The sequence below is a fragment of the Cupriavidus sp. MPR-AND1C genome (assembly GCF_058809705.1).
Window position 1 is genome coordinate 14,610 of sequence record NZ_JBXASU010000042.1, and the last position, 24,422, is coordinate 39,031.

At 64.6% G+C, this 24,422-nt stretch carries 23 protein-coding genes and 1 pseudogene; 17 read left to right on the forward strand and 7 right to left on the reverse strand.

Features of this window, described 5'->3' with window-relative positions; all coding sequences use genetic code 11:
• Window positions 1-37 precede the first annotated feature (37 nt).
• From AC1RWI_RS21670 to AC1RWI_RS21685, 4 genes are all read left to right on the forward strand, one after another.
• On the forward strand, window positions 38-460 hold the full coding sequence (locus tag AC1RWI_RS21670) for a hypothetical protein (protein WP_043356320.1): 423 nt from the start codon (window positions 38-40) through the stop codon (window positions 458-460).
• A gap of 295 nt (window positions 461-755) precedes the next feature.
• The gene (locus AC1RWI_RS21675) at window positions 756-3,230 is read left to right on the forward strand and encodes an ankyrin repeat domain-containing protein (RefSeq protein ID WP_492868655.1); all 2,475 of its coding nucleotides are present in this window, start codon (window positions 756-758) and stop codon (window positions 3,228-3,230) included.
• A 273-nt stretch (window positions 3,231-3,503) separates the two neighbouring features.
• Window positions 3,504-3,833, forward strand: a complete 330-nt coding sequence (locus AC1RWI_RS21680) for a hypothetical protein (RefSeq protein WP_492868657.1) — start codon at window positions 3,504-3,506, stop codon at window positions 3,831-3,833.
• A gap of 118 nt (window positions 3,834-3,951) precedes the next feature.
• Window positions 3,952-5,226: an MFS transporter gene (locus AC1RWI_RS21685; RefSeq protein ID WP_043356316.1), complete on the forward strand. Its 1,275-nt coding sequence runs from the start codon at window positions 3,952-3,954 to the stop codon at window positions 5,224-5,226.
• Window positions 5,227-5,267: 41 nt separating this feature from the next.
• Here AC1RWI_RS21685 and AC1RWI_RS21690 read toward each other — a convergent pair whose 3' ends face one another.
• Complete coding sequence (locus tag AC1RWI_RS21690) at window positions 5,268-5,834, reverse strand: DJ-1/PfpI family protein (protein ID WP_492868659.1); 567 nt, start codon at window positions 5,832-5,834, stop codon at window positions 5,268-5,270.
• Window positions 5,835-5,959: 125 nt separating this feature from the next.
• On the opposite strand from AC1RWI_RS21690, the gene AC1RWI_RS21695 reads away from it, so the two are divergent.
• The gene (locus AC1RWI_RS21695) at window positions 5,960-7,378 is read left to right on the forward strand and encodes an aminotransferase-like domain-containing protein (RefSeq protein ID WP_492868661.1); all 1,419 of its coding nucleotides are present in this window, start codon (window positions 5,960-5,962) and stop codon (window positions 7,376-7,378) included.
• Between the two features lie 59 nt (window positions 7,379-7,437).
• Here AC1RWI_RS21695 and AC1RWI_RS21700 read toward each other — a convergent pair whose 3' ends face one another.
• Window positions 7,438-7,911, reverse strand: a complete 474-nt coding sequence (locus AC1RWI_RS21700) for an Lrp/AsnC family transcriptional regulator (protein WP_043356314.1) — start codon at window positions 7,909-7,911, stop codon at window positions 7,438-7,440.
• Window positions 7,912-8,146: 235 nt separating this feature from the next.
• Between AC1RWI_RS21700 and hppD the strand changes: the two genes are divergently transcribed.
• The 7 genes from hppD (at window position 8,147) to AC1RWI_RS21735 (ending at window position 17,004) form a co-directional block, all read left to right on the forward strand.
• Entirely contained in the window at window positions 8,147-9,220 is a 1,074-nt protein-coding gene (gene hppD / locus AC1RWI_RS21705) for a 4-hydroxyphenylpyruvate dioxygenase (RefSeq protein ID WP_492868664.1), read from the forward strand.
• Between the two features lie 143 nt (window positions 9,221-9,363).
• Window positions 9,364-10,761, forward strand: coding sequence for an amino acid permease (locus AC1RWI_RS21710; protein WP_492868666.1), 1,398 nt, complete (start codon window positions 9,364-9,366; stop codon window positions 10,759-10,761).
• 65 nt (window positions 10,762-10,826) lie between these two features.
• Window positions 10,827-12,029: an amino acid aminotransferase gene (locus AC1RWI_RS21715; RefSeq protein ID WP_492868668.1), complete on the forward strand. Its 1,203-nt coding sequence runs from the start codon at window positions 10,827-10,829 to the stop codon at window positions 12,027-12,029.
• 544 nt (window positions 12,030-12,573) lie between these two features.
• A complete protein-coding gene (locus tag AC1RWI_RS21720) occupies window positions 12,574-13,689 on the forward strand; it encodes a porin (protein ID WP_492868716.1) in 1,116 nt (371 codons plus the stop codon).
• Between the two features lie 34 nt (window positions 13,690-13,723).
• Entirely contained in the window at window positions 13,724-14,827 is a 1,104-nt protein-coding gene (locus AC1RWI_RS21725; protein WP_492868670.1) for a nucleoside hydrolase, read from the forward strand.
• Between the two features lie 57 nt (window positions 14,828-14,884).
• The gene (locus tag AC1RWI_RS21730) at window positions 14,885-15,889 is read left to right on the forward strand and encodes a Bug family tripartite tricarboxylate transporter substrate binding protein (RefSeq protein WP_492868672.1); all 1,005 of its coding nucleotides are present in this window, start codon (window positions 14,885-14,887) and stop codon (window positions 15,887-15,889) included.
• Window positions 15,890-16,095: 206 nt separating this feature from the next.
• Window positions 16,096-17,004, forward strand: coding sequence for a LysR family transcriptional regulator (locus AC1RWI_RS21735; protein ID WP_492868674.1), 909 nt, complete (start codon window positions 16,096-16,098; stop codon window positions 17,002-17,004).
• A 62-nt stretch (window positions 17,005-17,066) separates the two neighbouring features.
• Here AC1RWI_RS21735 and add read toward each other — a convergent pair whose 3' ends face one another.
• On the reverse strand, window positions 17,067-18,122 hold the full coding sequence (add, locus tag AC1RWI_RS21740) for an adenosine deaminase (protein WP_492868676.1): 1,056 nt from the start codon (window positions 18,120-18,122) through the stop codon (window positions 17,067-17,069).
• Window positions 18,123-18,475: 353 nt separating this feature from the next.
• On the opposite strand from add, the pseudogene AC1RWI_RS21745 reads away from it, so the two are divergent.
• Window positions 18,476-18,723: pseudogene (locus AC1RWI_RS21745) on the forward strand (transposase); the annotation flags it as partial.
• A gap of 348 nt (window positions 18,724-19,071) precedes the next feature.
• On the opposite strand, the gene AC1RWI_RS21750 reads toward AC1RWI_RS21745, so the two are convergent.
• Complete coding sequence (locus AC1RWI_RS21750; RefSeq protein ID WP_236702107.1) at window positions 19,072-19,506, reverse strand: YkgJ family cysteine cluster protein; 435 nt, start codon at window positions 19,504-19,506, stop codon at window positions 19,072-19,074.
• A 14-nt stretch (window positions 19,507-19,520) separates the two neighbouring features.
• Entirely contained in the window at window positions 19,521-20,336 is an 816-nt protein-coding gene (locus tag AC1RWI_RS21755; protein ID WP_043356306.1) for a fused MFS/spermidine synthase, read from the reverse strand.
• A gap of 334 nt (window positions 20,337-20,670) precedes the next feature.
• On the opposite strand from AC1RWI_RS21755, the gene AC1RWI_RS21760 reads away from it, so the two are divergent.
• The 4 genes from AC1RWI_RS21760 to AC1RWI_RS21775 all read left to right on the forward strand — a co-directional run bounded on the left by AC1RWI_RS21760 (window position 20,671) and on the right by AC1RWI_RS21775 (window position 22,823).
• Window positions 20,671-20,874, forward strand: a complete 204-nt coding sequence (locus tag AC1RWI_RS21760) for a ribbon-helix-helix protein, CopG family (protein ID WP_043356304.1) — start codon at window positions 20,671-20,673, stop codon at window positions 20,872-20,874.
• Window positions 20,875-20,952: 78 nt separating this feature from the next.
• Window positions 20,953-21,282 carry a hypothetical protein gene (locus AC1RWI_RS21765; RefSeq protein WP_492868679.1) on the forward strand — a complete coding sequence of 110 codons (330 nt, stop codon included), beginning with the start codon at window positions 20,953-20,955 and terminating at the stop codon, window positions 21,280-21,282.
• A gap of 75 nt (window positions 21,283-21,357) precedes the next feature.
• Window positions 21,358-21,741, forward strand: coding sequence for an ArsR/SmtB family transcription factor (locus AC1RWI_RS21770; RefSeq protein ID WP_492868681.1), 384 nt, complete (start codon window positions 21,358-21,360; stop codon window positions 21,739-21,741).
• Entirely contained in the window at window positions 21,738-22,823 is a 1,086-nt protein-coding gene (locus tag AC1RWI_RS21775) for an SRPBCC domain-containing protein (protein WP_492868683.1), read from the forward strand. The genes AC1RWI_RS21770 and AC1RWI_RS21775 overlap by 4 nt, the downstream gene beginning before the upstream one ends.
• Window positions 22,824-22,837: 14 nt before the next feature.
• Here AC1RWI_RS21775 and AC1RWI_RS21780 read toward each other — a convergent pair whose 3' ends face one another.
• Window positions 22,838-23,269, reverse strand: a complete 432-nt coding sequence (locus tag AC1RWI_RS21780) for a RidA family protein (protein WP_492868685.1) — start codon at window positions 23,267-23,269, stop codon at window positions 22,838-22,840.
• Window positions 23,259-24,413 carry a DSD1 family PLP-dependent enzyme gene (locus AC1RWI_RS21785; RefSeq protein WP_492868687.1) on the reverse strand — a complete coding sequence of 385 codons (1,155 nt, stop codon included), beginning with the start codon at window positions 24,411-24,413 and terminating at the stop codon, window positions 23,259-23,261. Before AC1RWI_RS21785 ends, AC1RWI_RS21780 begins: the two co-directional genes overlap by 11 nt.
• Between the last annotated feature and the right edge of the window lie 9 nt (window positions 24,414-24,422).

A 24,422-nucleotide genomic window follows, 5' to 3' on the forward strand; every position in this document is an offset into this window, starting at 1 on the left:
CGCCTTCACCCAAGTCAGCAGGAAAGGAAGTGAACCCATGAGTTCCACGATCGAAGCACTGTTCCCGAAGCAACAAGGCGCCGCCGACAGCGTCGTTACCGCGCTCAACCACCAGGAGATCGTCGTCGCCTTGTCGGCGCTGGTAGCCGACCAGCGCGTGGCCGTGCTGCACATGCTGTACCCGCGCACCGACGCGCGCACGCACCAAAGCCTCGACACGCTGGTCAGCACGCTGCACGGCCACGGCCTGCACGAGGTGGCCACGCTGGTCTCGCAGGAAGCGCACTACCTGGTCTTCAAGGACCCCGCCAAGGCATGGAAAGCGTTCCAGGAAATCCGCCACGACTCGCTGGCGATCGGGGTGCACCTGTACTACAAGGGACTCTCGGGGGACGATGCGGAAAAGTCGCTCGACGCGGACGCGCACCAGAAGGCGGATACACCTGTGCGCCATTACTGAGCGGCCTCGTTGCCGGCGCTGCCGCCGCTGACCGGGCGGGGCGCTGGCTGCTGGCGGCCTGCCTGCCGATACGGAATACTGCATCAAAAGTGGATGAAAAGCGGATGAAAAGTGGATTAATCGTGGCATTGACGGGTGACCGGAGTATCATCGGGCCGCCCGTCACTCTTCCCGGTCCCGGATGTTGCGCATTCCTGCCACGGCTCAATCTCAAGCTCTCCACGTTTCCTTCGTTCCCCGCTTCCCTCGCTTCCCTCGCTTCCCTCGCTTCCCTCGCTTCCCCCGCATCTTCCGCTTGCTCGGCGCCGCGGCGCTGGCACTAGCCTGCCTCGCCGGCACGCCGCGCCACGCGCTGGCCTACGATATCGGCGCGGTGATCGACGCCATGCGCCTTAGCCGCTATGCCCTGAACGCGCCTGAGCGGCGCGTGTGGGGCACAGAGAACGCGCGCGATGCGCTGCTGGTCGGCCAGGTCGAAAACCGCTTGTTCTTCTACCGCTACGTGCGCGAAGGCAGCACGTCCAGGCTGGCGTTTCGCTCTGCGCCGCTGGTGATCGACCCCGGCACCTGGCGGCCGGCGCACGAGGAAAACGTGTCCGTCACCACGCCCAGGGGCGACGAGACCTTTTACTGGGTGGCCTATACCTACAACGATGTCGACGGCAAGCAGGTCAACGGCTACCTGGTGGACACAGCCGGCGAAGCCATCACGGTGCGCGCCGACGCCGGCACCGCGACGGTGACCAGCACGCGGCCCTGGGACGCGGCGCGCCAGGCACAGGCCATGGCCACGCTGCGCAAAGCCTTGGTGAGCTATCCCGGCCGCCTGACGGCCATGCCGGCCGACTTGCGCTTCGTGCAGCGCCCGCCGGTCGACACACTGGCTGCCTTCCGGGCGCTGCACCAGGCAGCGCGCGCCATCCCCCGGTTGAAGGCCGCGGAATTCGCCCGCGCGCTGGCGCAGTTGCGCACCTTCGTTTTGGAGCAGGATTATCGCGAGATCGATCCCAAGGGCGAATACCCCGACACGCTGGTCGCACTGAACGACTACGGATTCTGGCTGGCCGAGGCCGGCGATGCCGCCCAGGCCGACCTGATCCTGGGCGAGGTGCTGCGCCGGGACCCGTCGCGCATCGCCGCCTACCTGAACCGCGCGGACGCGCGCTGGCAGCAGCGCGAGCGCGAGCGCAACCCGGAAAAGCGCGACTATTACCTGGCGCTGGCGCGCGAGGACTACCGCCAGTACTGCAGCCTGCGGCTGGTGTCCAACAACGCCATCCCGTCCAATGTGGCGGCCCGCATCAGCACCGCGCTGGACGAGACGCAACTGAGCGCGGCCACCTGCCGGCCGCGCCTGGAGATCTTCCCGGCGATCAAGGCCGGCGACCTGCAGGCGGTGCGCCTGCAACTGGCGCGCGGCCAGGATCCGAACGGGGTCAACGAGCATGGCGTATCCGCGCTGAGCGTGGCGGTGTACTACCAGCAGGAAGCGATCGTGCGCGCCTTGCTGGCCGGCGGCGTCAAGGTGAACGGGCCGAACCGGGGCCCGGCCTTGATGGCTTCGGCCATGCCGGACGGACGCGACCAGCGGCCCCTGACGCAGCGCTACGCCATCGCGGACATCCTGCTGGCGGCGGGCGCCTCGCTGGAGGCGCCCGACATCAACGGCACGCCTTTGCTGATCACGCGCACGTCCTACTATGGGGACGATCGCGCCACGCTGGAATACCTGCTGTCCCACGGCGCGGATCCGAACACGCATGACAAGAAAGGCCGCACCGTGCTGCACGCCGCCATCAGCAACTTGCGCACGCGCTGGTTTGCGGATCAGCTGCTGGCCAAGGGTGCCGACATCAACGCGGCCTACATCCGCATGTACTACGGCAACAGCCCCATGTGGGAAACGCCCTTGCTGGAAGCGCTGCGCGAGTCGGACGGCGAGTTGAAGCCCGGCGCAGCCCTCGCCATCCCGGAGCGCGTGGCCTTTGTGCTCGATCGTGGCGCGGACGCTTCGGTGGGCGGCTATGGCGGCAAGGACGCCGTGGCGCGCAACGGCCTGGACGAGGCGCTGCGCCTCTCGGCCTCCTATTTGCAGCCCGCGCTGGTAGACCGGCTGGTGCAGGCCTCGCGCAAGCCGGCGGCGCCGCTGACCAGCGAGCCCCTGTCGGCCCTGCTGCGCGCGTGGAGCTACCTGGAGGCACGTGCGCAAGCCAGCAAGGACAGCCCCGCGTGGGACGGCCTGCGCGCCAGCGCGCGTGCCACGGCCGAGCGGATGGTTGCGGCCGGCGTCAGCCTCAGATACCAGAACAGCGCGCAGGGCATGAAGGACAACGCGATCGCGCCGCTGAGCGCGCCATGGCTGCCGGACGACCTGTACCTGGCGTGGCTGAAGGCAGGGGCCGACCAGACCGACCGCAGCGACGGCGGCATGCGCATCAACGGCGTGGACCAGAACGACGCGCTGCCGCTGGTGATCATGATGCAGCTAGGCCAGCAAGCCAAGGTGAAGATGCTGCTGGAGCACGACGCCGCGCTATACCGCGACCCGCAACGCTGCGGCATGGCCGTGGCGGATGTGCTGTCATGGCAGCTGGGCAATGCCGGCAAGGCCATCAGCCCGGAAATGGCGGCTGCGGTCAGCCATGTCATGCAAGGCGCCGCCAAGGCCGGCAATTGCGACATGAGCATGAAGGCGCGCGCCAGGCCGTATAGCGGCGTGAGCGCCGATGCGTTGGCGCGCTACATCGAAACAGGCGTCGCCGCGCGCTGAAAGCTAGCTTGCGCTGGCCGCTGCCGATGCCGGGGTTTTGGCGCGGGGTGCCGCGTCCTTGCAATCCTCCGCATTGCCCCATTGCCGCGAGGCTTCGAAGGCGGAAGTCGAGTTCCAGGGCGTTGTGACCAGCCCCGGTCCGACATAACGAGGAGACGGCCGGCGATTCTCGTTTGTGATTTATCCGTCGCATGGATATAATTCGTCGTCAATGCCCCGGATCCGGGGCATTCGTCTTTTTATCCGCTTGATATCCATACCCGGGAGTCTTCCATGTTTCTGATCTGGCAAGGTTTAGGTTTTCTCGTTGTCATCTTGCCCCTTGCCGTCCTGCTCGTCATGAGCCTGCTAGGCGCGCTGGCGAATCTTTCCAACATGGCGACCATCGTGCTATCGCTGATCCTGTCGGCCGTGGCTGTCTTCTATCTTGGCAAACGCCTCAATTCGCGTCCTGGGCGCATCCTGGTCGATCCCAACACGCAGGAATCCGTGGAATTGCGCAAGCGCCATACGCTGTTCTGGATTCCCATGCAGTATTGGGCGTTCCCCATCCTTCTGATCGCGATCATCGCCGCATTCGCGCTGTTTACCACCGGGGCATAGGGCGGGGAGCAGGCCAGCGGGAGCGGGCGTAGAATACCGGTCCTGCATCCCGAATGCTCCGGCAAGTTGCGGGACAAGCCTGGTAAAAGGCAGCCTTACCACGAGAAGAGACATCAAGTTGAACAATCCGGCCAGCGCTGCGCATCATCGCGAGCTCACCTCGGCGGCTGACGCTGAGACTCTGGCGCGGCGCGCGCGCCGGGGCATCGTCCTGCTGACCTTCGCGTTCGCGCTGAGCCAGTTCTATCGCAGCTGCCTGGCGGTGATGGCGCCGGAGCTCCAGCACGACTTCGGCCTGTCGGCGGCGGGCTTCGGCACCTTGTCTTCCTCCTTCTTCCTGGCATTCGCGGTTGCGCAGATTCCCGTGGGGATTGCGTTCGACCGCTATGGCGTGGGCAAGCCGACGTCCTTGCTGCTGGCCATCGGCGCGGTGTCCGCCGTGGTGTTCTCGCTGGCGCCGAACGGTACCGTCGCCATGCTGGCGCAGGCCGGGCTGGGGCTGGCTTGCGCGCCGGTCTTCATGGGGCTGCTGCATTTTGCTTCCGAGCAGCTGTCCGAGAAAAACTACACGCGGGTTGTCAGCCAGTCCAATGCCACCGGCATGATCGGCGCGCTGTGCGCCACGGCGCCGCTCGGATGGGCCATGCATCTGCTCGGCTGGCGCGTGGCGATGTCCGTCGCGGCGCTGTGCATGGTGGTGGCCTGCTACGGTGTCTGGCGCTTCGTGCGCGATGATGGCCATGCCGAGGCGCGCGGTGTGCCGCTGGGCTCCATGCTCTCGCAAAGCGCCAAGCTGCTGGCCATCGTCCCCTTGTGGACCCTGATCCCGATGTGCGTCGCCATGGCGGCAGGCACGGCGTTCCGCAACGCATGGAGCGGCCCTTACCTGGCCAGCGTGTACGGCTTGAATTCCGGCTCGCGGGGCATCGCGCTGACGCTGCTGAGCGTGAGCGGGTTCCTGACGGCGTTCTTCCTGCCCGTGCTGGTCCGGCGCAGCTCGCTCAAGACCACCATCGCGGGATGGTCCTGCTTTGCGATGTCGGGCGCCATTGCGCTGAGCCTCTGGCCCACGCATGGCATCGTCAGCGGTGTGGCGCTGATGGCCTTGCTGTCGACCATCGGCATGCTGCATCCGCTGGTCATGGCGCAGGGGCGCGGGCTGGTGCCGCCGTCTTCGCGCGGGCGCGGGCTTGGCGTGCTCAACACCTTTGTGTTCCTGGGCTCGGCGCTGGCGTCGTGGGGATTCGGCATGATCGCCAGCATGGGCGACGCCCGGCACTGGCCGGTGGCGAAGACCTATTCGACGATCTTTCTCACGGCTGCCGTGGTCGTGGCGCTTGCCGTGGCGCCGTATTTCTTCAGCCCATCCAGCCCGTCCGTGATCAAGCGCTGAACCGGCGCGAAGCTAGCGCTGAGCCCTGCGGTCTCGGTTCGTCACTCGACCTTGGCGATCATCCCCAACATGCTGTCAGCGATATCCTGGCCAAGCAGCCGCGAGACCATCCAGCCCGCCAGATCCTGCGTCGCCAGGCATCCACCCGCCGTGGCGATCTGGCCGTGCATCACGAGCGGACGATGCTCGGTCTTCACGCCCATGGCCTCGAGCTCTTCGAACACGCCCGGGTAGGTGGTCGCGCTCAGGCCATCGAGCAGCCCCAGGCGGGCGAGAAACAGCACACCCGAGTCGATCGCGCCAATTACCTGCCTGGCCGGATCCAGCTTGAGCTGTCCCATGAAGCCTGGATCGTTGAGCTTGGCCCGCGACCCGGGGCCGCTGACAATGAACACAGCATCGGCCTCGGCAAGCTCGCTCAAGCCGCCATGCGGCGTAATGGTGATGCCGGTGTTGGAGGTCACCTGCGGCGTGTCCGCGCAGATTCGCACCGACCAGGGCTTGGCGTAGCCGACATAAGCCGGGTCCTGGACCCGGTTGAACAAGTCCCAGGGCAGGAACAGATCGACGTCGGTGAAGCCATCGTAGGCCAGCATGGCAATGTTCATCAGGTTCTCCTATTGGATCAATGAAGGGAATGTCCGCTTCGGAGAGGGGATTCTCGCCGCGCTCGCGACTTGCCTGTATAGTCAATCAATCAATTTTTATAGCTATACAGATAGCAGATAGAGAGATGGCGGACAGCCCCCCGACCTACCAGGCGATCGCCAGCCGGCTGCGCGCGGCCATCCGCCGTGGCAACCTGGCGCCCGGCGCCAAAATGCCGTCGGTGCGCCGGCTGGCCGAGATCGAGCAGGTCAGCGCGCCAACGGCGGAACACGCGCTGCGGGTGCTGGAGGCGGGCGGCCTTGTGGTAGCCAGGCCAAGGTCAGGCTTCTACGTTTGCGCGGACATGCCCGCCGAGCCGCTGGCCCCGCTACCCGGGGCCACGGCCCGGCCGGTCACGCTGACCGCCAATGTGCATGCGCTATTCGCCCAGGTGCGCGCGCCCGGCCTGGTTGCGCTGGGGGCCGCATCGCCGTGCGCGGCATGGCTGCCGGACAAGGCGCTGGCGCGCAGCATGCTGGGGGCGACCCGCAGGCTCGGGGCGTCTGGCCTGGCCTACAGCGTGCCACCGGGGCGCCTCGACCTGCGCAGCCAGATCGCGCGCCGCGCGGCGCGCTGGGGCCTGCACATCTCGCCCGATCAACTGGTGCTCACGCAAGGGCAGAGCCAGGCCATGCGGCTTGCCTTGCAGGTGACCTGCGAAGTGGGCGATGTGGTCGCGGTCGAGTCGCCTTGCTACTTCGGGACGTTGATGCTGCTGCGCAGCCTCGGGCTGCGCGCCATCGAGGTGCCCACCCATCCGCGTACCGGGATGGACCTGGCGGCGCTGGCGCAGATCCTGCGGCGGCATCGGGTCAGCGCCGTGGTGTCGGTGCCCACCGCCAATAACCCGCTGGGCTTCACGATGACCATCGGCGATAAGCGCGCGCTGGTACAACTGCTTGACGATGCCGGGGTGCCGCTGATCGAGGATGACGTGTACGGCGATCTCTCGGTCGGCAAGCCGCGGGCGCCGGCGTGCAAGGCGTTCGATGAGTCCGGCAATGTGCTGTATTGCACGTCGGTGTCGAAGACGCTGGCGCCGGGATGGCGCATCGGCTGGATCGCGCCGGGCCACCGCCTCGAGGCGGTGCTGGAGGCGCGGGTCGAGGCGAGCCTGGCCGGATCGCCGTTGTTCGAGGCGGCGCTGGCCGACATGTTCTCGAGCGGCGACTACGACCGGCATCTGCGGCGCTACGGCCAGCGGATCAAGGACTCGGTGCGCACGTTCTCATCCCGCATCGCGGCCGTCTGGCCAGCGGGGACGAAGCTGCGCGCGCCCGACGATGGCTTCTTGCTGTGGGTGGAACTGCCCGCCCATGTCAACGCGCTATCGCTGTGCGAGGCGGCGGCCAGGGAGGGCATCAGCATTGGTCCGGGTGCCATGTTCTGCCCGGACGGCAGCCGGTACGCGCATCATGTCCGGATCAATTGCGCCCAGCCGGCTACGCCAAAGTTGCTCGCAGCGCTCGACCGCATCGGTGCGCTCGCGGCAGTGCAAGCGTGATCGTGCGCTGGCTGTGACTGCCCGCGGCCTCGGCAAGCCAGCAGTCAGAGGGTCCGGGCTCAAGGCTCCAGCGGCATGGCGCTGGTGCACTTGATCTCGTCCAGGCAGACGCTGGATTTCACGCCGCTCACGCCCGGGATACGCATCAGGGTGTCGAGCAGGAAGTCCGACAGCGACTTCAGATCGCGCGCCACCACCTTGAGCACATAGTCGATGTCGCCGGTCACGGAGAAGCACTCCTGGATCTGCGCCAGCTCGGCGACCAACCCCTTGAAGTTCGACAGGTCCCGGATATGGCCGCGCTCCATCGTGACATGGATAAAGGCCACCACGCCGAAGCCCAGGCTGGCGGAGTCCAGCCGGGCCTCGTAGCGCTTGATCACGCCAAGCTCTTCCAGGCGCCGGTGGCGGCGCAGCGTCTGGGCTGGCGACAGGCGGATGGCGTCGGCCAGTTCCAGGTTGGATGCGCGCCCATTTTCCTGCAACGCCCCCAGCAGGCGCCGGTCGATGCGGTCTAGCTCATCTTTGTGCACTTTCGTTTCCTACCCACCATGAATCATGAAATTTTATCTCATGATCTAGGGTTTGCCTGCGTGGATTACGAAATCCTATTTTGCGGCCCGGAATATACACTGAACGCCAGATTAGCAGTGCGCACGGGTAAATGAGAGCCTGTTCCGCACGTGCCTGGCACTGCGCATCGATGCGCTGGCGCGCAGGAGCCGCAATATTATTTCTCTCGTCCCCCAACTTTTCGTTGAACACACCATGGCCGATCTGTTTGAAAACCCGATGCAGTTGATGGGCTTCGAATTCGTGGAATTCGCCTCGCCCACTCCCAACCTACTGGAACCGATCTTCGAGCAGATGGGCTTCACGCTGGTGGCGCGCCACCGCTCCAAGGACGTGGTGCTGTACCGGCAGGGCGACATCAATTTCATCGTCAACCGCGAGCCGCACAGCCCGGCTGCCTACTTTGCCGCCGAGCATGGCCCCAGCGCCTGCGGCATGGCGTTCCGCGTCAAGGATTCGCACAAGGCCTATGCCCGCGCGCTGGAACTCGGCGCGCAGCCGGTGGAAATCGCCACCGGCCCGATGGAGCTGCGCCTGCCGGCGATCAAGGGCATCGGCGGCGCGCCGCTGTACCTGATCGACCGCTTTGAAGAAGGCAAGTCCATCTACGACATCGACTTCGAATTCATCGACGGCGTGGACCGTCATCCGGTGGGCCTCGGCCTGCGCCTGATCGACCACCTGACGCACAACGTCTACCGTGGACGCATGGCTTACTGGGCTAATTTCTACGAAAAGCTCTTCAACTTCCGCGAAATCCGCTATTTCGATATCCAGGGCGAATACACCGGCCTGACCTCGAAGGCCATGACCGCGCCGGATGGCAAGATCCGCATCCCGCTGAACGAAGAATCGTCCAAGGGCAGCGGCCAGATCGAGGAATTCCTGATGGCCTTCAATGGCGAAGGCATCCAGCACATCGCCTTCCTGACGGACAACCTGATCGAAGTCATCGACAGCCTGCAGATGGCTGGCGTGCCCCTGATGACGGCGCCCAACGACTATTATTACGACGGCCTGGAAGCGCGCCTGCCCGGCCACGGCCAGCCCGTGGATCAGCTCAAGGCGCGCGGCATCCTGGTCGACGGCACCACCGACGGCGGCAAGCCCCGCCTGCTGCTGCAGATCTTCTCCAAGGCTTCGCTCGGCCCGGTGTTTTTCGAGTTCATCCAGCGCAAGGGCGACGAAGGCTTTGGCGAAGGCAACTTCAAGGCGCTGTTCGAATCGCTCGAGCGCGACCAGATTGAGCGCGGCACGCTCAAGGTCTGAGGCCCACAAGGCAAGCTGACCATATCAACACCGCCGGCGCAGCAGCATGACTGCGGGCCGGCGGTGCCTGGCCGAAGCCGAAGCGCCCGCGACACGCGAGAGGCGCAGGCCGACATTCCAAAAGAGTGGGTAGAGAGACAAAGATGGTTCCCAACGCTTCCGACAATACAGACGCGACGCTCAAGCGTGGCTTGAAAAACCGGCACATCCAGCTGATTGCGCTAGGTGGCGCGATCGGCACCGGGCTGTTCCTGGGCATTGCCCAGACCATCAAGATGGCGGGGCCCTCGGTCCTGCTCGGCTACGCGGTGGCCGGCATCGTCGCGTTCTTCATCATGCGCCAGCTCGGCGAAATGGTGGTCGACGAACCCGTGGCAGGCTCCTTCAGCCATTTCGCCAACAAATACTGCGGCAGCTTCGCGGGCTTCATGTCGGGCTGGAACTACTGGGTGCTGTATATCCTGGTCAGCATGGCGGAGCTCTCGGCGGTGGGCATCTATGTCCAGTACTGGTGGCCGCATATCCCCACCTGGGCTTCCGCGCTGGGGTTCTTCCTGCTGATCAACGCCATCAACCTGACCAGCGTCAAGTCCTTCGGCGAAATGGAGTTCTGGTTCTCCATCGTCAAGGTGCTGGCCATCGTCGGCATGATCGTGTTCGGCGGCTACCTGCTGGCGTCCGGCACGGCCGGCCCGCAGGCCAGCGTGTCCAACCTGTGGCAGCACGGCGGCTTTTTCCCGAACGGGATCTCCGGCCTGGTCATGGCCATGGCGGTGATCATGTTCTCGTTCGGCGGGCTGGAGCTGGTGGGCATTACCGCGGCAGAAGCGGATGAGCCGGAAAAGACCATTCCCAAAGCCACCAACCAGGTCATCTACCGCATCCTGATCTTCTACGTTGGCGCGCTCGGCGTGTTGCTCTCGCTGTACCCGTGGGAGAAGGTCGTCACCGGCGGCAGCCCGTTCGTGCTGATCTTCCACGCGATGAACAGCGACATCGTTGCCACGGTGCTGAACGCCGTGGTGCTGACCGCCGCGCTGTCGGTCTACAACAGCGGCGTGTATTGCAACAGCCGCATGCTGTTCGGCCTGGCCAAGCAGGGCAATGCGCCCAAGGCGCTGTTGAAGGTCAACAAGCGCGGGATCCCGCTGGCCGCACTGGGTGTTTCCGCGCTGGCCACCGCGGCTTGCGTGGTGATCAACTATTTCATGCCCGGCGAGGCCTTTGAGCTGCTGATGGGGCTGGTGGTCTCGGCACTGATCATCAACTGGGCGATGATCAGCATCATTCACCTCAAGTTCCGCCGCGACAAGCGCGCAGCCGGCCAGGAAACGCGCTTCAAGAGCCTGGGCTACCCGCTGACAAACTATGTGTGCCTGGCCTTCCTGGCAGGTATCCTTTACGTGATGTACCTCACGCCAGGCCTGCGCATCTCGGTGTACCTGATTCCGGCATGGCTGGCCGTACTGGGCCTGAGCTACCGTCTCAGGCAAAAGCAGAAGCGCGCCGAACCGGCGCTGCCCGAGCGCGTATCGGCATAATGATGACCCTGGCGGCCACCGGCCGCCGGCTCCGACCCATCCCAGCACTCCAGCCAGAGTATCCAATGTTCGAACACATCGATGCCTATCCGGGCGACCCGATCCTCTCCCTCAACGAGAGCTTTCAACTCGATCCCAGGACCGATAAGGTCAACCTGAGCATCGGCATCTACTTCGACGACGAAGGCCGCTTGCCGGTGATGCAGGCCGTGCGCGAAGCCGAGGCCGCGCTGATGGCCGACATGGGCCCGCGCCCCTACCTGCCGATGGCTGGGTTTGCGGCATATCGCGACGCGGTGCAGGCGCTGGTTTTTGGCCAGCCGTGCCAGGCGCGCGCCGAAGGGCGCATCGCGACGGTGCAGACGCTGGGCGGCTCCGGCGCGCTGCGCGTGGGCGCGGATTTCCTCAAGCGTTATTTCCCTGACGCCCAGGTCTGGATCAGCGACCCGAGCTGGGAGAACCACCGCGTGATCTTCGAGCGCACGGGCTTCACCGTCAACACGTACCCGTACTACGACGACGCCACCGGCGGCCTGAAGTTCGACGCCATGCTGGACGCGCTGCGGCTGATCCCCAAGCGCAGCATCGTGCTGCTGCACGCCTGCTGCCACAACCCCACCGGCGTGGACCTGAACCATGACCAATGGCGCCAGCTCATCACGCTGCTCAAGCAGCATGAGCTGCTGCCTTTCGTCGACATGGCCTACCAGGGCTTTGGCGCCGGCCTGGACGACGACGCCTTCGCGGTACGCGAGCTGGTGGCCCAGGGCGTGCCGTGCCTGGTGGCGAACTCGTTCTCGAAGAACTTCTCGCTGTACGGCGAGCGTTGCGGCGGCCTGAGCGTGGTTTGCGACAGCGCCGAAGAAACCGGCCGGGTGCTCGGCCAGCTGACGGGCGCGGTGCGCGCCAACTACAGCAACCCGCCCACGCACGGCGCCCGGGTGGTAGCCCGGGTGTTGACCACGCCGGCGCTGCGTACGATCTGGGAGCGCGAGCTGGCGGGCAAGTGCGAGCGCATCGCCAAGATGCGCGCGGCCATCCACAAGGGCCTGGCCGCCCACGTGAGCGGCGAGGCGCTGTCGCGCTACCTCACGCAGCGTGGCATGTTCACCTACACCGGGCTGACGGCCGACCAGGTGGACCGCCTGCGCACGGAGCACGGCGTGTACCTGCTGCGTTCGGGGCGCATGTGCGTGGCCGGGCTGAACGAGCGCAACGTGACCCAGGTGGCGCAAGCGATTGCCAGCGTGCTGGTGCCCGCGGCCTGACGGGCGGCTGAACCACGTCCCGCGCGGCAGTTGGTCTTTCCGCCCGCGCGGGGCGGCGAACTCGTTTTTCCACATCCTGAAGCGGCGGCGGCATATTCATCGGGCTTCCGTCAGCCAGAGGCTCGGCCTCGTTCCCGCATTTGCCGCGGTGGTTCTTCCGCGCGATCCAGCACTTCAGCGACGCACGCGATCCGCGCATCGTGCTCGTCCCGCCACACCCTCCAGTAAACAGCCCATATGCTTGCAGTGCCCATATCGGCCTGTTGCACCCGCGCTGCATTTCTGCCTCCCGATCCAACGGATCTGTCCCCGCGTTAGGGAAAGCATGCCCATCGACTGTGCGCGGGCGCTATTTCCGCACCACGTTGGCGCTAAATAAAGCGGTGTTATGCCCGTATAAATAAACACAATTTTCTCGGCACGGTTCGGGGTCTTATATTTCGTCACTGAGTCGCGGCAACCAAGCGCGGCCAAGCGAGCCGGCCTGCTGGAGGAGGGGCACGGAACGAGCCATAATTACTGCCCCGGAACAAAAATGAGCCAAATGAAAGTTGCCCGCCTCGGCCTGTGCGCCGGGCTATGCGCGGGTATTGCAGCCGGTGCACAGGCGCAAAGCAGCGTGACCATGTATGGTCTGCTTTCGGCAGGCCTCGGGTACGCGACCAACCAGTCGGGCAGTCACACCCTGCAGGCGCTGAGCGGCACCAACCAGAATCCACGCTGGGGAATGCGTGGTAGCGAAGACCTTGGCGGTGGCAACAGTGCGATCTTCACCCTGGAAGCCGGCTTCAGCGTCATGACGGGCAAGGCGGCGCAGAACGGCCGCGCATTCGGGCGGCAATCCTTTGTCGGACTGGCCAGCCGAGACTACGGCACATTGACGCTAGGCCGCCAGTACGATGCGATCCACGATTACATCGGTCCCGTGGTGATCGCCAGCAATGGCGTGAACGTCGGGGACAACGACAACGGCTACAACGATATCCGGGTCCAGCACGCCATCAAGTATGTGACCCCCGACTTCGGCGGCCTCAGCGCCACCGCCCTCTACGGTTTCAGCAACGCTGCCGGCGCGCCCGGCAACAACAATGCATACAGCCTTGGCGTGCGTTATGCGCGCGGGCCGATGGAGTGGAGCGTGGTGTATGCGCAATACAATACGCCTTACAGCACGTCCAACCAGGACGGTGCGATCGGTAATGACTACGCCAGCCCCGTGCTTATCTTCAGTAAGAGCGCCGTGCATCCGAGTGTCTACGCAGGCCGCCAGAAGATTGCCGGAACCGGCGGCTTCTACGAGGTCGGCAAGGCCAGGTGGGGCGCCATGTTCACGGACGTTCGCTTCGATTACCTCGACAACAGCCACCTGCGCATGCAGAACTTCGACCTGACGCTGAACTATCAGGCGATGCCGGCGTTGGTGCTGGGCGCCGCTTACGCCTACACGCAGGGGCGGTATGACGTGATCGGAACCCGCCCCAAATGGCACCAGGTCAACCTTCAGGCCGATTATTTCCTCTCCAAGCGCACCGACGTGATCTTGACCGCCATCGTGCAGCGCGCGGCTGGCGATGCCACCAATGCCCAGGTGTTCGGCTATGACGCGTCAACCAGCCGCCAGCAGGCGGTGGTTACGCTGGGCCTGAGACACAAATTCTGATCCCAGATCGCAGTCCCGCACCAGGCCGCCTCCCATGCCCATGCCACCCACTTCCGCGCGCCGGCGCTTTCTTGATCGGTCGCTGCGTTATTCAACCCTCTTTGCCGCGGCCGCGCTGATGACGCCGGCCCGATTCTCACTGGCTCAGTCCGGCAACGCGCCCGCGCAGTTGCAACCGTCGCCTGCCAGCGACAATCGCCGCAGCGTCATCATCGACTGCGATCCGGGTCAGGATGACGCTATTGCCATCCTGTTTGCCTTAGGTGCAGCCAACCGGATTGATGTCAAGGCATTGACGGTGGTTGCCGGCAACGTGCCGCTGGCGCTGACCGAGCGCAATGCGCGCATAGTGCGTGACTGGGCTGGCCGCACTGACGCGTTTCCGGTTTATGCCGGTTGCGCGCAGCCACTCGCGCGAGAACTGGTGACGGCTGCCAACGTGCACGGCCGTACCGGCCTGGACGGGGTGGAACTGCATGAGCCGCGCGCGGCATTGGCGTCCCGGCATGCGGTGGAGTACCTGGTCGACACGCTGCGCAACGCGGCACCGCGTAGCGTCACCTTGTGCGCCCTCGGACCGCTGACCAATCTTGCCGCCGCGCTGGTGCAGGCGCCGGATGTGGCGCTCGCCGTGGAGCAGATCGTGTTGATGGGTGGCGCCTTCTTTGAGCGCGGGAATATCACGCCCGCCGCTGAGTTCAATATCTATGTCGACCCCGAAGCCGCGCGCGCGGTGTTTGGCAGCGGTATTCCCATCGTGGTGCTGCCGCGCGACGTGGGGGTGAAAGCGCCAATTACCCCTGCCCGGGTGGCGCAGGTGCGCGCGGGCGGGACGCGCTGCGCACGGCTCGCGGCCGATATCATGGAAGCCGAGATCGCCTACAACGCCAGGCGCAGGGGCATAGCGGAAGCGCCCATGTATGATCCGTGCGCCGTCGCTTACCTGATCGACCCGAGCCTGTTCCAGGGACGCCACGTCAACGTGATGGTAGAAACGGCGGGCGAGTGGACCGTGGGCGAAACGGTGGTGGACTGGAACGGCCGTAGTACCCGCAAGCCCAATGCCAACTGGATTACCGAAGTGAATGCCGACGGCTTCTACCTGGAGTTAGTCTCGCGGCTTGGCGCGCTGCCCTGATCAGCGATGCGGATTGCCCATCTTTTACTACTAGCCTGACACGCCCGGAGTCTTACGATGTCTGCCTATTTTTTCCGTTCGCGGTTTAGCCGCTTCCTCATGATTGCGCTGCCGGCGGCATTGGCCATCCCGAGCGCAACCATGGCCGAGGTCCAGCCGTGGCCTGCCGCCAAGCCTGTCACTCTCGTCGTGCCCTATAGCGCTGGAGGCAGCACCGACGTGATCGCCCGCGTGGTGGCGCAGAAGCTGGGAGAGCGGTTGCGTCAGTCGGTAGTGGTGGACAACACCACAGGCGCCGGCGGCGTCATCGGCGTGCGGCGAGTGGTGCAAGCGCCAGCCGATGGCTACACGCTGGTGATGGGTGCCGACAGTTCGATCGCAATTGCTCGTCTGGTCAATCCTGCCGCGGTCAAGTACGACGCCATCAAGGACCTGCAGCCAGTGGGGCTGGTGAATACGGCAGCCATGGTGCTGGTGGCGCGTCCCGGCCTGCCGGTCGAGTCGCTGGATGACGTGTTGCGGCTTGCCCGTTCAAAGCCGGGCAGTCTGACTTACGCCACCTCGGGCATAGGCACGGTACTTCACGTGACGATGGAAATGCTCAAGGCCCAGGCCAAGGTGGACATCACCCACGTGCCGTACCGTGGTGCCGCACAGCAGATCACCGACCTGATCGGCCAGCAGGTGGATCTGGCGATGCTGATCAGCGCATCGGCCATTCCGAATGTGTCTGCAGGCAAGATCAAGGGCATTGCCGTGACCTCGTCGCGCCGCCTGGCAGCCTTGCCCAAGGTACCATCCATGGCGGAGACACCCACCTTCAAGGGCTTCGAACTCAGTAGCTGGACCGGTTTGTTCGCACCGGCCAAGACACCACCGGCAATCGTGGAGCGACTCAATCGCGAGCTGAATGCGGTGCTGTCCTCGCCCGAGGTGGTCAAGACCATGAGGGAGCAGGGCGTCACGCCGGGCCGCGGCGATGTTGCCAGTTTTGCCGGCTTCATCCAGCAGGAGCAGGGGCGGTACGCGCGTATCGTCGAGAGCGCCGGCATTCACGAGTAGGCAGCATCGCGCGTATCCCATGCGGATGGGCTTGGAAGTGCCAGCGGCACAGCTTTCAGAAAGATCGCCTGCGGATGTGCTATAGATTAGCCCTCATGCTCTGGACGAGGTGCTAGACAGCCTCTCCGGGGCGGCGTTTCTATTGCTCTCGCGCCGGCCTGGTACGGCCCCCACAAGCCGGCCGAGAATGCTCAGCCCTCCGCACCATGCCTGACTATCCCGCCCTGCTGCCTGCGCTGACCCTCCGGCAAATCCAGTACTTCGTTGTGCTCGCGCACAGCCAGAGCTTCACCCAGGCAGCGCAGGCGTTATCCGTCACACAGCCGGCACTGACCACGGCCATCCGCCAGATCGAATTCCTGTTGGGGGGCCGCCTGTTTGAGCGATCGTCGCAGCGGCTGACGCTGACGGTTGCCGGCGCGACGGTGCTACCCCTGGCAGAGCACCTGCTCAACACGGCGCACGGCACGTTCGATGACATGTTGCGCACCTTCGCGGAGAAGATGCAGACCATCCGCATTGGACTCATTCCGTCGGTCGCCGGCAGGCTTTTCCCGGCCCTGGCCGCACTGCGCGCACAGCAGCCCGGACTGCGGTTCGATATGACCGACATGCCCAACAGCGTGCTGATGGAGGCCGTGCGCAACGGCAGCCTGGACTTCGGCATCGGCGTGCGGGACGAGGATGCCGAGGCGCAGGGCATGGTTTGCCAGGACTTGTTCGAAGACGAGATCGTGGTGGTGGTCCGCCGCGAAGATCCGCTCACGCAGGCCGCCCCGGTAACCTGGGCACATCTGGCCGAGCGGGAGCTGGCGGTGTTCGTGCGCGGCAACGTGAGCGATATCCTGCTGCGCACCGGCGGCGAGCGCAGCCTGCGCCTGCAGCCCAGCTACCGCATGGAGTATACGGAGCCGCTCTACGCGCTGGTCCGCAGCGGGATTGCCAGCGCGGTAATGCCCAAGCTCTACACGCTGCACCTGCACGATCCGGCGTTGGTAGCATTGCCGATCGACGCGCCACATGTGACGCGCTCGATAGCGCTGATTGCGCTTGATGCCCCGGAGCGGAGCCCGCACGTGGTCCTGGCACGGGACTGGGTCGCCAAAAACATCTGAGTCGTTGATGCGCAGGCGGTGCAGGCAACAGGCCGGGGCTGCCCCAGAGCGCCGGGGCCGAACTAGGCCGCGAGCAGGGTTGCGCGCAGCGTGTCGAACTCCTTGCCCCAATGGGCCCGCCATTCCCGGCGGGTGGCATCGTCGATCCAGGCGCCATCCAGGCCATTGAGCATGAATTCACGCAGATCGTTCAGGCCAAAGCCGAAATCCCGAATCATCATGCCCCAGGCCTTGCTGGCGGTGACGTGATGCAGCACCGGGTCATCGGTGTTCGGGTGAATGCGAATGCCGAGGCCTGGCATATGGCGGATGGGATGATCGGTTGCCCAGCGGTCCTTGGGTAGGGTGCGGAGATAGTAAGAATTGGTCGGCACCACGGTGAAGATGATGCCGCGGGCCGCGCAGCGGCGCGCCAGCTCCGGATTGTCGATCACGGTGTAGCCGTGGTCGATGCGATCTACCTGCAGCAAGTCGAGCGCCGTAGCCACATTGGTCCAGGGTGTGCCGAACTCCCCCGCATGTGCCGTTGTTTTCAGGCCTGCGGCGCGGGCCTTCCGATAGGCATTGTGGAAGAGCTCGGGCGGACGATCCGACTCCCGATAGTCAATGCCGATTCCAACCACCTCCTCGCGACGGTTTGCGATGACCCAGTCGACCATGACCTCGGCCTCGGCGGGATCCGCCTCCCGATCGATCGACGGCACCAGCCGTCCCAGGATCCCGAAGTCCGTTTGCGCATCGCGGATCGCCCTCACGATGGCTTCCATGGCTGCACGGTACGGAATCTGTGATTGCCGGGCCGTGCCGGTCGGATTCCAGAAGAACTCGCTGTAGCGAATGCCCTGCGCCGCGGCGTCCTGCAGGTATTCGAAGGTCAAGCGGTATAGATCGTCGGGCAGCTTGATCAATTGGCTGTCCAGCGCGCGCAACACGCGCAGCACGCCAACGGGTTTCTCCCCGCGCGTGTAGAACGCCTCGATTTCCCCGAGAGAAAACGGCATGCCTTGGCGTTGCACCAGTTCGGTGAACGTGGCACGGCGCACGCAACCGAAGAGATGGCAATGCAGTTCCACCTTGGGCATTGCCGTCAGGAAGGTATCAAGTGCGAATTCGGACATGGTTGGATACGCCTCGAAAGAGAGGTGGGCTATGCACGGGCTCCTATTCTAGGTGGCACGCTAGGGCAAACATAATTAATTAAGTCTATTCCCCGATAAGTTCGGCTTATTAACACTTGATGCGCAAAATGGATGTGCATGGTGGCGCTACCGGTGCCGTTCAACGCCCAGTGTGTTGCCGGTATGTCTGAGGGGGGGCGTACCCAATCCACCCAAGTTACGCGTCAGCAAGCCTTGTAGGCGGCATGTCGATGAATGGAATGAACGCCTCACACTCCCGGTAGTGGTGTGCCAGACAGAGGAGGCTGAAACCTCACGGGCTGACGGGGCAACAAAGGCCCAAGATGGGAGATCGGGCGATTACCGAGATTCCCGGCGTCGGCATACTGACGGCGACAGCGGCGACAGCGGCGACAGCGGCGACAGCGGCGATTGCCACGATGGGCGATGCAAAGTCATTCAAATCAGGCCGCGAGTCTGCAGCCTGGATCGGGCTCGTTCCCACGCAAACGGGCTCAGGTGGCAAGGTGACGTTGCTGGGTTTCGGCGCGGCGACACTTACTTGCGCACGCTGCTGATTCACGGCGCGCGCAGCGTGCTCACTCGCGTCATGGCTGCAGCCCATCCTGTCCGTCAGAGCGCACGAAAATCCTTCGCAGACGGGAGGTGTTCATATAGCAAGTTGCCAAGCATGGAGGCGATCAGTGTCGGTAGGGTGAGTTTGCGCTGATGGGTGAAAGCGGCGGGACGTCCGGGATGGCGGGCAAGATCGTGAAAGACCTTGGTATGCAGGTATTGGGAGAGCGTAGCGAACAATTCGGGCAGGGTGGCGGCTTCTCAAATCTCCTTGCCTGTCAATACCTTGCGCCGATCAATCGCGGCTTTTTTTGGGGGCGGCTTAACTTGGGTGGATTGGGGGCATACCGCGCTGTGGTCTTTGGATCCTGCTTCAAACCAGCACGTGACGTGTTTCAACGAAGAAGCGTTGAATCTGGCGATCTATCTCCGGATCGACCATCTCCTCGGGCCGGTTCCCGTTCGGGCAGGGCAGCCGCGGCGTCGTGCCGAACAAGCGGCAGATCAGCGGGCGCTCGGCATAGACCTGGCAACCCTGGCTGCCAAGATGCGGGCAACTGAGATCTGTCAGCGCGGCTTCGTGCTCGGCATCGCTTTTGACCGGAAGCCTCGACATCTCGTGCGTCGAGGTCATCACCGGCCCGCAGCAGTCGTGGCAGCCCGGGGTGCACGCGAATGCGGGAATCCGTGAGCGGAAGAACCTGATTTTCTGGCTGATCATTTGGCGTCCCTCTTCATTGGCCCGGTGGCCGGTTTCGTATGCCCAGGCACCGGGTGCGGAACCGTCACGGCTCGCTGCGATTGCCATCCAGGCCGAGTCCTTCAGCCCGCGAGTTTTTGCCAGAATGTGTGATCCGACGCGAGCCGTTTGCCCTGCTTCAGGCGACGCGCGGCCGCCCGCAGATTCAGCGGGTGCGTGGCTTCCAGGGCGCGAGCCCGCGTCAGCAGCTCGTCCTGGGAGGGAAGCGCCCGCGCCCCCTTCCACGCGAACAGCGTGTAGTTGCAACTGTCCTCGGACAGGGCGATGGAAAATGATTCCCCGAACACCGAACGGATCTCTTCCAGGTAGAACGGGATATCTGCATCGCTGTCGAGGTAGTTGGCCACCAGGACCCCATCGTCGGCGAGCCGCGCATGGCACGCTGCGTAGAAGGCGGCGTTCCCCAATTGTGCCGGCATGCCATGGGCGAGAAAGCCATCCACCAGGATGACCTCCGGCCGCGCGTCCTGACTCTTGACATACTCGGCGCCATCCGCGCAGACCACTTCGAGCCGCTCGTCGTCGGGCGGGATGTGGAAGGTATCGCGCAAGGCGATCACTGCCGGATCGATTTCAATGGCAACAACCTTTGCCTGCGGAAGATGCCGATAGCAATACTTGAGCAATGATCCCCCGCCCAGGCCAATCATCGAGATCCTGGCGGGTGCCGGCTGCAGCAGCAAAAAAGCCATCATCGTCCGCGTGTAGCCGAGCACAAGCTTGTCGGGGTCATGCCGCGACATGATGCTTTGGGTCGCGAGCGCGTCGAAATGCAGTGAAAGTGCAAGCGGGGTTTCCAGCACGGTCGGGGTGCCGTCGTCCGGGGCTTCGGAGAGGAACTTCAAGTAGGCTTCAAAGGAGGTACGGCTGGGATCCATCTGCGGGCTCGATCAGGCTTGTTATTCGATTTGTCACTCGGTCAACAGCGCGGCGATGACTTCTCGGCAGCAATTTCGTCCGTGCCGGTGGCCCGGATACGCGCCTGGGCTCCCGCCCGCGGCGAGAGTCGCTCAGCTTTCAGCCTCAGGCCGAAAAAGCGTCGTCGGATTGGCCCTGAGGGACATAAAAGATATTTAAAGATCGCATTGCGTGGTTCTGGCATGCCTTCAAGGCCTTCAAGACCTTCCGGCGAAGGCGGTTGCCAGGCCGCACTTGGCTGATCAGTTGTATATAATGATAATGCTATTATCATACAATACTACTCTGAAGCGTATGGAATCCAAGACTGCCCGTTTCACCGTGTTGATCGACCCCGTGAAGAAGAAAGCCTTTGAGGCACTGTGCGCGGCGCAGGATCAAACGCCATCACAGGTCGTGCGTCAGTTGATTCGCGACTATCTGGAGCAGCATGGGGTGGCCTATGCAACCCGGTCCCAGGTTGGCGCCACGGTTCTGGCCAAGAAGGACGGCGAGTGACCGTTGTCCGCATCGCGGATTTCAATACTGCTGTCACTGCGTGACAAGACTGGAGCAGGCTCTTGCAACGATCGGAAGATGTCCATGCGTGAGGCGGTGACTTATCGCGTCACGCCGCGCGCAAAGGCGCTCGTCGACGGTAGCTACCAACCCAAAGTCCTGGTGGCTATCTACCGAGGCGATACGCTGGTCAGGGATGTTGCGCTGTATGCGCGATGCGACGCTTGTCCGCTGCGCGTGACGGCTGCCAGGCTTGCCGAAGCACTGGCCTTGCGGATTCGGGCGGTGCTCAAGGATGTGCACGAAACGGATGACGTTGCCACCGCTGCCATTCAGACCCTCTTGCGGCGCGTCGGGCTTAGGACAACCCCACGATCCGTTGCCGTAGCTGGTGCTGGCGTCAGCTAGTCGGGTGCGGCAACACGCCGACGGCACGCCATCTGCTTTCTTGACTTTCATTTAACCTGTTGGTTAAATGAATCCATGCCATCCTCCACCGATCCGCTGACCCCCATCTTTGCCGCACTGGCTGATCCCACTCGCCGCGCCATCCTTGCGCGCCTGGCCGAAGGGGAGGCGCCGGTGAGCGAGCTGGCGCGGCCGTTCGACATGTCGGCCCCGGCCATCTCCAAGCACCTGCGCGTGCTGGCGGACGCCGGGCTGATCGAGCGGGAAGTCAGCGCCCGCTGGCGCATCTGCCATCTGCGCGCGGATGCGCTGCGCGACGCGCATGACTGGCTGGGCGCCTACCGGCGCCATTGGGAGGGCAATCTCGATCGCCTTGTCGAGTTCGTCGAACGTACCCATGCGGCGGGCTCGACCGAAGGCACCGGCAACGCAGGCAACGCCCGAGGGAAAAAACCATGACCCAAGCTGCTACCTTCCATCTGGAAATGGACCGCTTCATCCGCGCCCCGCGCGAGAAGGTGTTCGACGCATTCACCAGCCAGGCCGCACTGTCCGAGTGGCATTGCCCGCGCGGCATGCACGTGCTGGAGGCCAGCGCGGACGCGCGTGTGGGCGGCAGGTACCGCATCGTCATGGGTGGGCGTGATGGTGTCAGGCACATCGTGGGCGGCGAGTACCAGGCGATCGACCGGGCTGATTTCCTTGCCTATACCTGGTTCTGGGAAACCGGCCCGATGCCGCCGCAGATCAAGACGCTGATTGAAGTCACGCTGACCGCCAAGGATGGCGGCACGCACCTGCATATGCGCCACAGTGGCTTTCCCGAGGCGGGTCAGCGCGATTCGCACATGGGCGGCTGGCAATCGGTGTTCAATCGCCTCAGCGATTTCCTGGACCCGGAGGGCAGCGCCGGCTCCGTCACCGTGATCGGGGACCCGCGCAGCAGCTATTGCCGCACGGTGCGCATGGCGCTGGCCGAGAAGGGCGTGGCCTACAAGCTGCAGCCCGTGCCGCCGCACTCGCCGGAGGTGCTTGCGCATAGCCCGTTCGGCCGCATTCCGGTATTGAGCGATGGCCCGCTTTCCTTCTATGAGACCCGCGCCATCCTGGCCTATATCGAGGAAGCCTTCGAGGGCCCGAGCCTGCTTGCGCGACAAGCAGGCGCCATTGGCCATGCGCGCTGCGAGCAATGGATCAGCCTGATCAATTGCCACGCCTACGACGCCATGGTGCGCCGTTACGTATTGCAGTACATCTTCCCCAAAGGCGAAAACGGCCAGCCCGAGCGCGCGGTGATCGATGCCGCGCTGCCGGAGATGGCCACGCAGCTAGGCGCGTTCGACGAAGCCTACGGCAATCGCGATTACCTGGTCGGCACGGCGATGTCGATGGCGGACCTGTTTCTCGCGCCAATCCTGGCGTACGTCGGCATGTTTCCCGAGGGCGCCGCCTTGCTGGAGAAGTACCCCAACGTGCGGCGCGCGCAGGCAGTGATGCGCGAGCGGCCAAGCTTTGCCGCGACGCAGCCGCAGATGGGCTGACGCCACCGCTTAGGCTACGCGGCGGGCAGGAGCACCGCCACCGCTTCCACCTCCACGTTCAGGCCAAAGTGCAGCGCGCCGGTCGGCACCACGGCGCGTGCCGGGCACGCGCTGCCTGCCCACGCCGCGTAGATGGCATTGAATGCCGGCCAGTGTTCAATGGCGTCCACATAGACCCGCACCTGCGCCAGGCCGCCGATGCCGCTGCCGGCTGCGATCAGCGCCGCTTCCACGTTGGCCAGCACCTGGCGCGCTTGATCTTCGAAGGGCGCGCCGACGAGCTTTTCGCCGGCGGGCGTGATGGGCAACTGCCCGGAGACGAACACGAAGCCATTGGCCACGGTGGCATGGCTGTAGTGCCCGCCCGGCGCGGATAGCCCGGCGGGGTTGACCGTCTTGACCGTATTGACCACCTTGACCGTGGCACTTGCCTGATCACCAACCATGGAACCGGCTCCAGGCAGCGAGCGTGCCGTCTTGCGCAAGGGCGTGATATTCGGGGAACTGCGCGCCAGTCGCACAGGCGTGGTTGGGCAAGATGCGCAGCACCGTGCCAATGGGCAAGCGCGCCGCGATGTCCGGCTCGGGCGCGCTTTCCCCGCCTTCGCGCGACACGATGCCATGTTCCTGATTGGCGCCGCTGAGCACATAGTCCGGGAGCACGGTGCCGTCGATGCCGCAGACCTGCCCGTAGCCGAAATCGCACTTCTGCTTTTGCGTGCCACGGTCGCGGCTCATGGCCATCCAGCCGGCGTCGACGATGGCCCAGCCCTTGTCCACCTGGTGCCCGATCACGGTGGTCAGCACGCTCAGCGCCACGTCCTGCGTTGCGCACACGCCAACGTTGCGCATCACCAGGTCGAAGAACACGTAGACGCCCGCGCGCACCTCGGTGACGCCTTCCAGGCGCGTTGCGGATAGCGCCGTGGGGGTCGAGCCGACGCTGACCACCGCGCATGGCAGCCCGGCCGCGCGCAGCCGCTCGGCCGCCATGACGCAGCCGGCCCGCTCCTGCTCCGCCATCGCCGCCAGGGCTTCAGGCGTATCCAGGTGGTAGCTGGAGCCGGCGTGCGTCATCACGCCGCCCAGGCGGGCGCCGCCTTCATGCAGCACGCGGGCCACGTCGATCAGCGCGGCTTCGTCCGGGCGGATGCCAGAGCGGTGGCCATCGGTGTCGATCTCGATCCAGACCTCGAACGACTCGCCATGCGCGGCGCCGAACGCGACGATGGCCTCGGCGGACGTCACGCTATCGGTGACGATCTTCAGGTCGCAGCCCTGGCGGCGCAGCGCCAGGGCCTGGGGCAGTTTGGTCGAGACCATGCCGACGCCGTAGAGAATGTCCGTGATGCCATCGGCAAAGAAATGCGCGGCTTCCTTCAGGGTGGAAACGGTGATGCCGCGCGCGCCGGCATCGATCTGGGCTTGCACGACCGCCGAGCATTTGCTGGTCTTGGCATGTGGGCGGAACCGCACGCCAAGCGCGTCCATGCGCGCCTGCATGCGCTGGATGTTGTGTTGCATGCGGGGCAGGTCGATCACCGCTGCCGGTGTTTCCAGGATCGCGAGTGTGTGGTTGGCAGTGTTCATAGTCTTCTT

Bases quoted from the DNA above. Each gene is read 5' to 3' on its own strand.
- AC1RWI_RS21670 (WP_043356320.1), top strand. From the start codon at position 38: ATGAGTTCCACGATCGAAGCACTGTTCCCGAAGCAACAAGGCGCCGCC.
- AC1RWI_RS21680 (WP_492868657.1), top strand. From the start codon at position 3,504: ATGTTTCTGATCTGGCAAGGTTTAGGTTTTCTCGTTGTCATCTTGCCC.
- AC1RWI_RS21690 (WP_492868659.1), bottom strand. From the start codon at position 5,834: ATGAACATTGCCATGCTGGCCTACGATGGCTTCACCGACGTCGATCTG.
- AC1RWI_RS21695 (WP_492868661.1), top strand. From the start codon at position 5,960: ATGGCGGACAGCCCCCCGACCTACCAGGCGATCGCCAGCCGGCTGCGC.
- hppD (WP_492868664.1), top strand. From the start codon at position 8,147: ATGGCCGATCTGTTTGAAAACCCGATGCAGTTGATGGGCTTCGAATTC.
- AC1RWI_RS21710 (WP_492868666.1), top strand. From the start codon at position 9,364: ATGGTTCCCAACGCTTCCGACAATACAGACGCGACGCTCAAGCGTGGC.
- AC1RWI_RS21715 (WP_492868668.1), top strand. From the start codon at position 10,827: ATGTTCGAACACATCGATGCCTATCCGGGCGACCCGATCCTCTCCCTC.
- AC1RWI_RS21720 (WP_492868716.1), top strand. From the start codon at position 12,574: ATGAAAGTTGCCCGCCTCGGCCTGTGCGCCGGGCTATGCGCGGGTATT.
- AC1RWI_RS21725 (WP_492868670.1), top strand. From the start codon at position 13,724: ATGCCCATGCCACCCACTTCCGCGCGCCGGCGCTTTCTTGATCGGTCG.
- AC1RWI_RS21730 (WP_492868672.1), top strand. From the start codon at position 14,885: ATGTCTGCCTATTTTTTCCGTTCGCGGTTTAGCCGCTTCCTCATGATT.
- AC1RWI_RS21735 (WP_492868674.1), top strand. From the start codon at position 16,096: ATGCCTGACTATCCCGCCCTGCTGCCTGCGCTGACCCTCCGGCAAATC.
- add (WP_492868676.1), bottom strand. From the start codon at position 18,122: ATGTCCGAATTCGCACTTGATACCTTCCTGACGGCAATGCCCAAGGTG.
- AC1RWI_RS21750 (WP_236702107.1), bottom strand. From the start codon at position 19,506: ATGGCAATCGCAGCGAGCCGTGACGGTTCCGCACCCGGTGCCTGGGCA.
- AC1RWI_RS21755 (WP_043356306.1), bottom strand. From the start codon at position 20,336: ATGGATCCCAGCCGTACCTCCTTTGAAGCCTACTTGAAGTTCCTCTCC.
- AC1RWI_RS21760 (WP_043356304.1), top strand. From the start codon at position 20,671: ATGGAATCCAAGACTGCCCGTTTCACCGTGTTGATCGACCCCGTGAAG.
- AC1RWI_RS21765 (WP_492868679.1), top strand. From the start codon at position 20,953: ATGTCCATGCGTGAGGCGGTGACTTATCGCGTCACGCCGCGCGCAAAG.
- AC1RWI_RS21770 (WP_492868681.1), top strand. From the start codon at position 21,358: ATGCCATCCTCCACCGATCCGCTGACCCCCATCTTTGCCGCACTGGCT.
- AC1RWI_RS21775 (WP_492868683.1), top strand. From the start codon at position 21,738: ATGACCCAAGCTGCTACCTTCCATCTGGAAATGGACCGCTTCATCCGC.
- AC1RWI_RS21780 (WP_492868685.1), bottom strand. From the start codon at position 23,269: ATGGTTGGTGATCAGGCAAGTGCCACGGTCAAGGTGGTCAATACGGTC.
- AC1RWI_RS21785 (WP_492868687.1), bottom strand. From the start codon at position 24,413: ATGAACACTGCCAACCACACACTCGCGATCCTGGAAACACCGGCAGCG.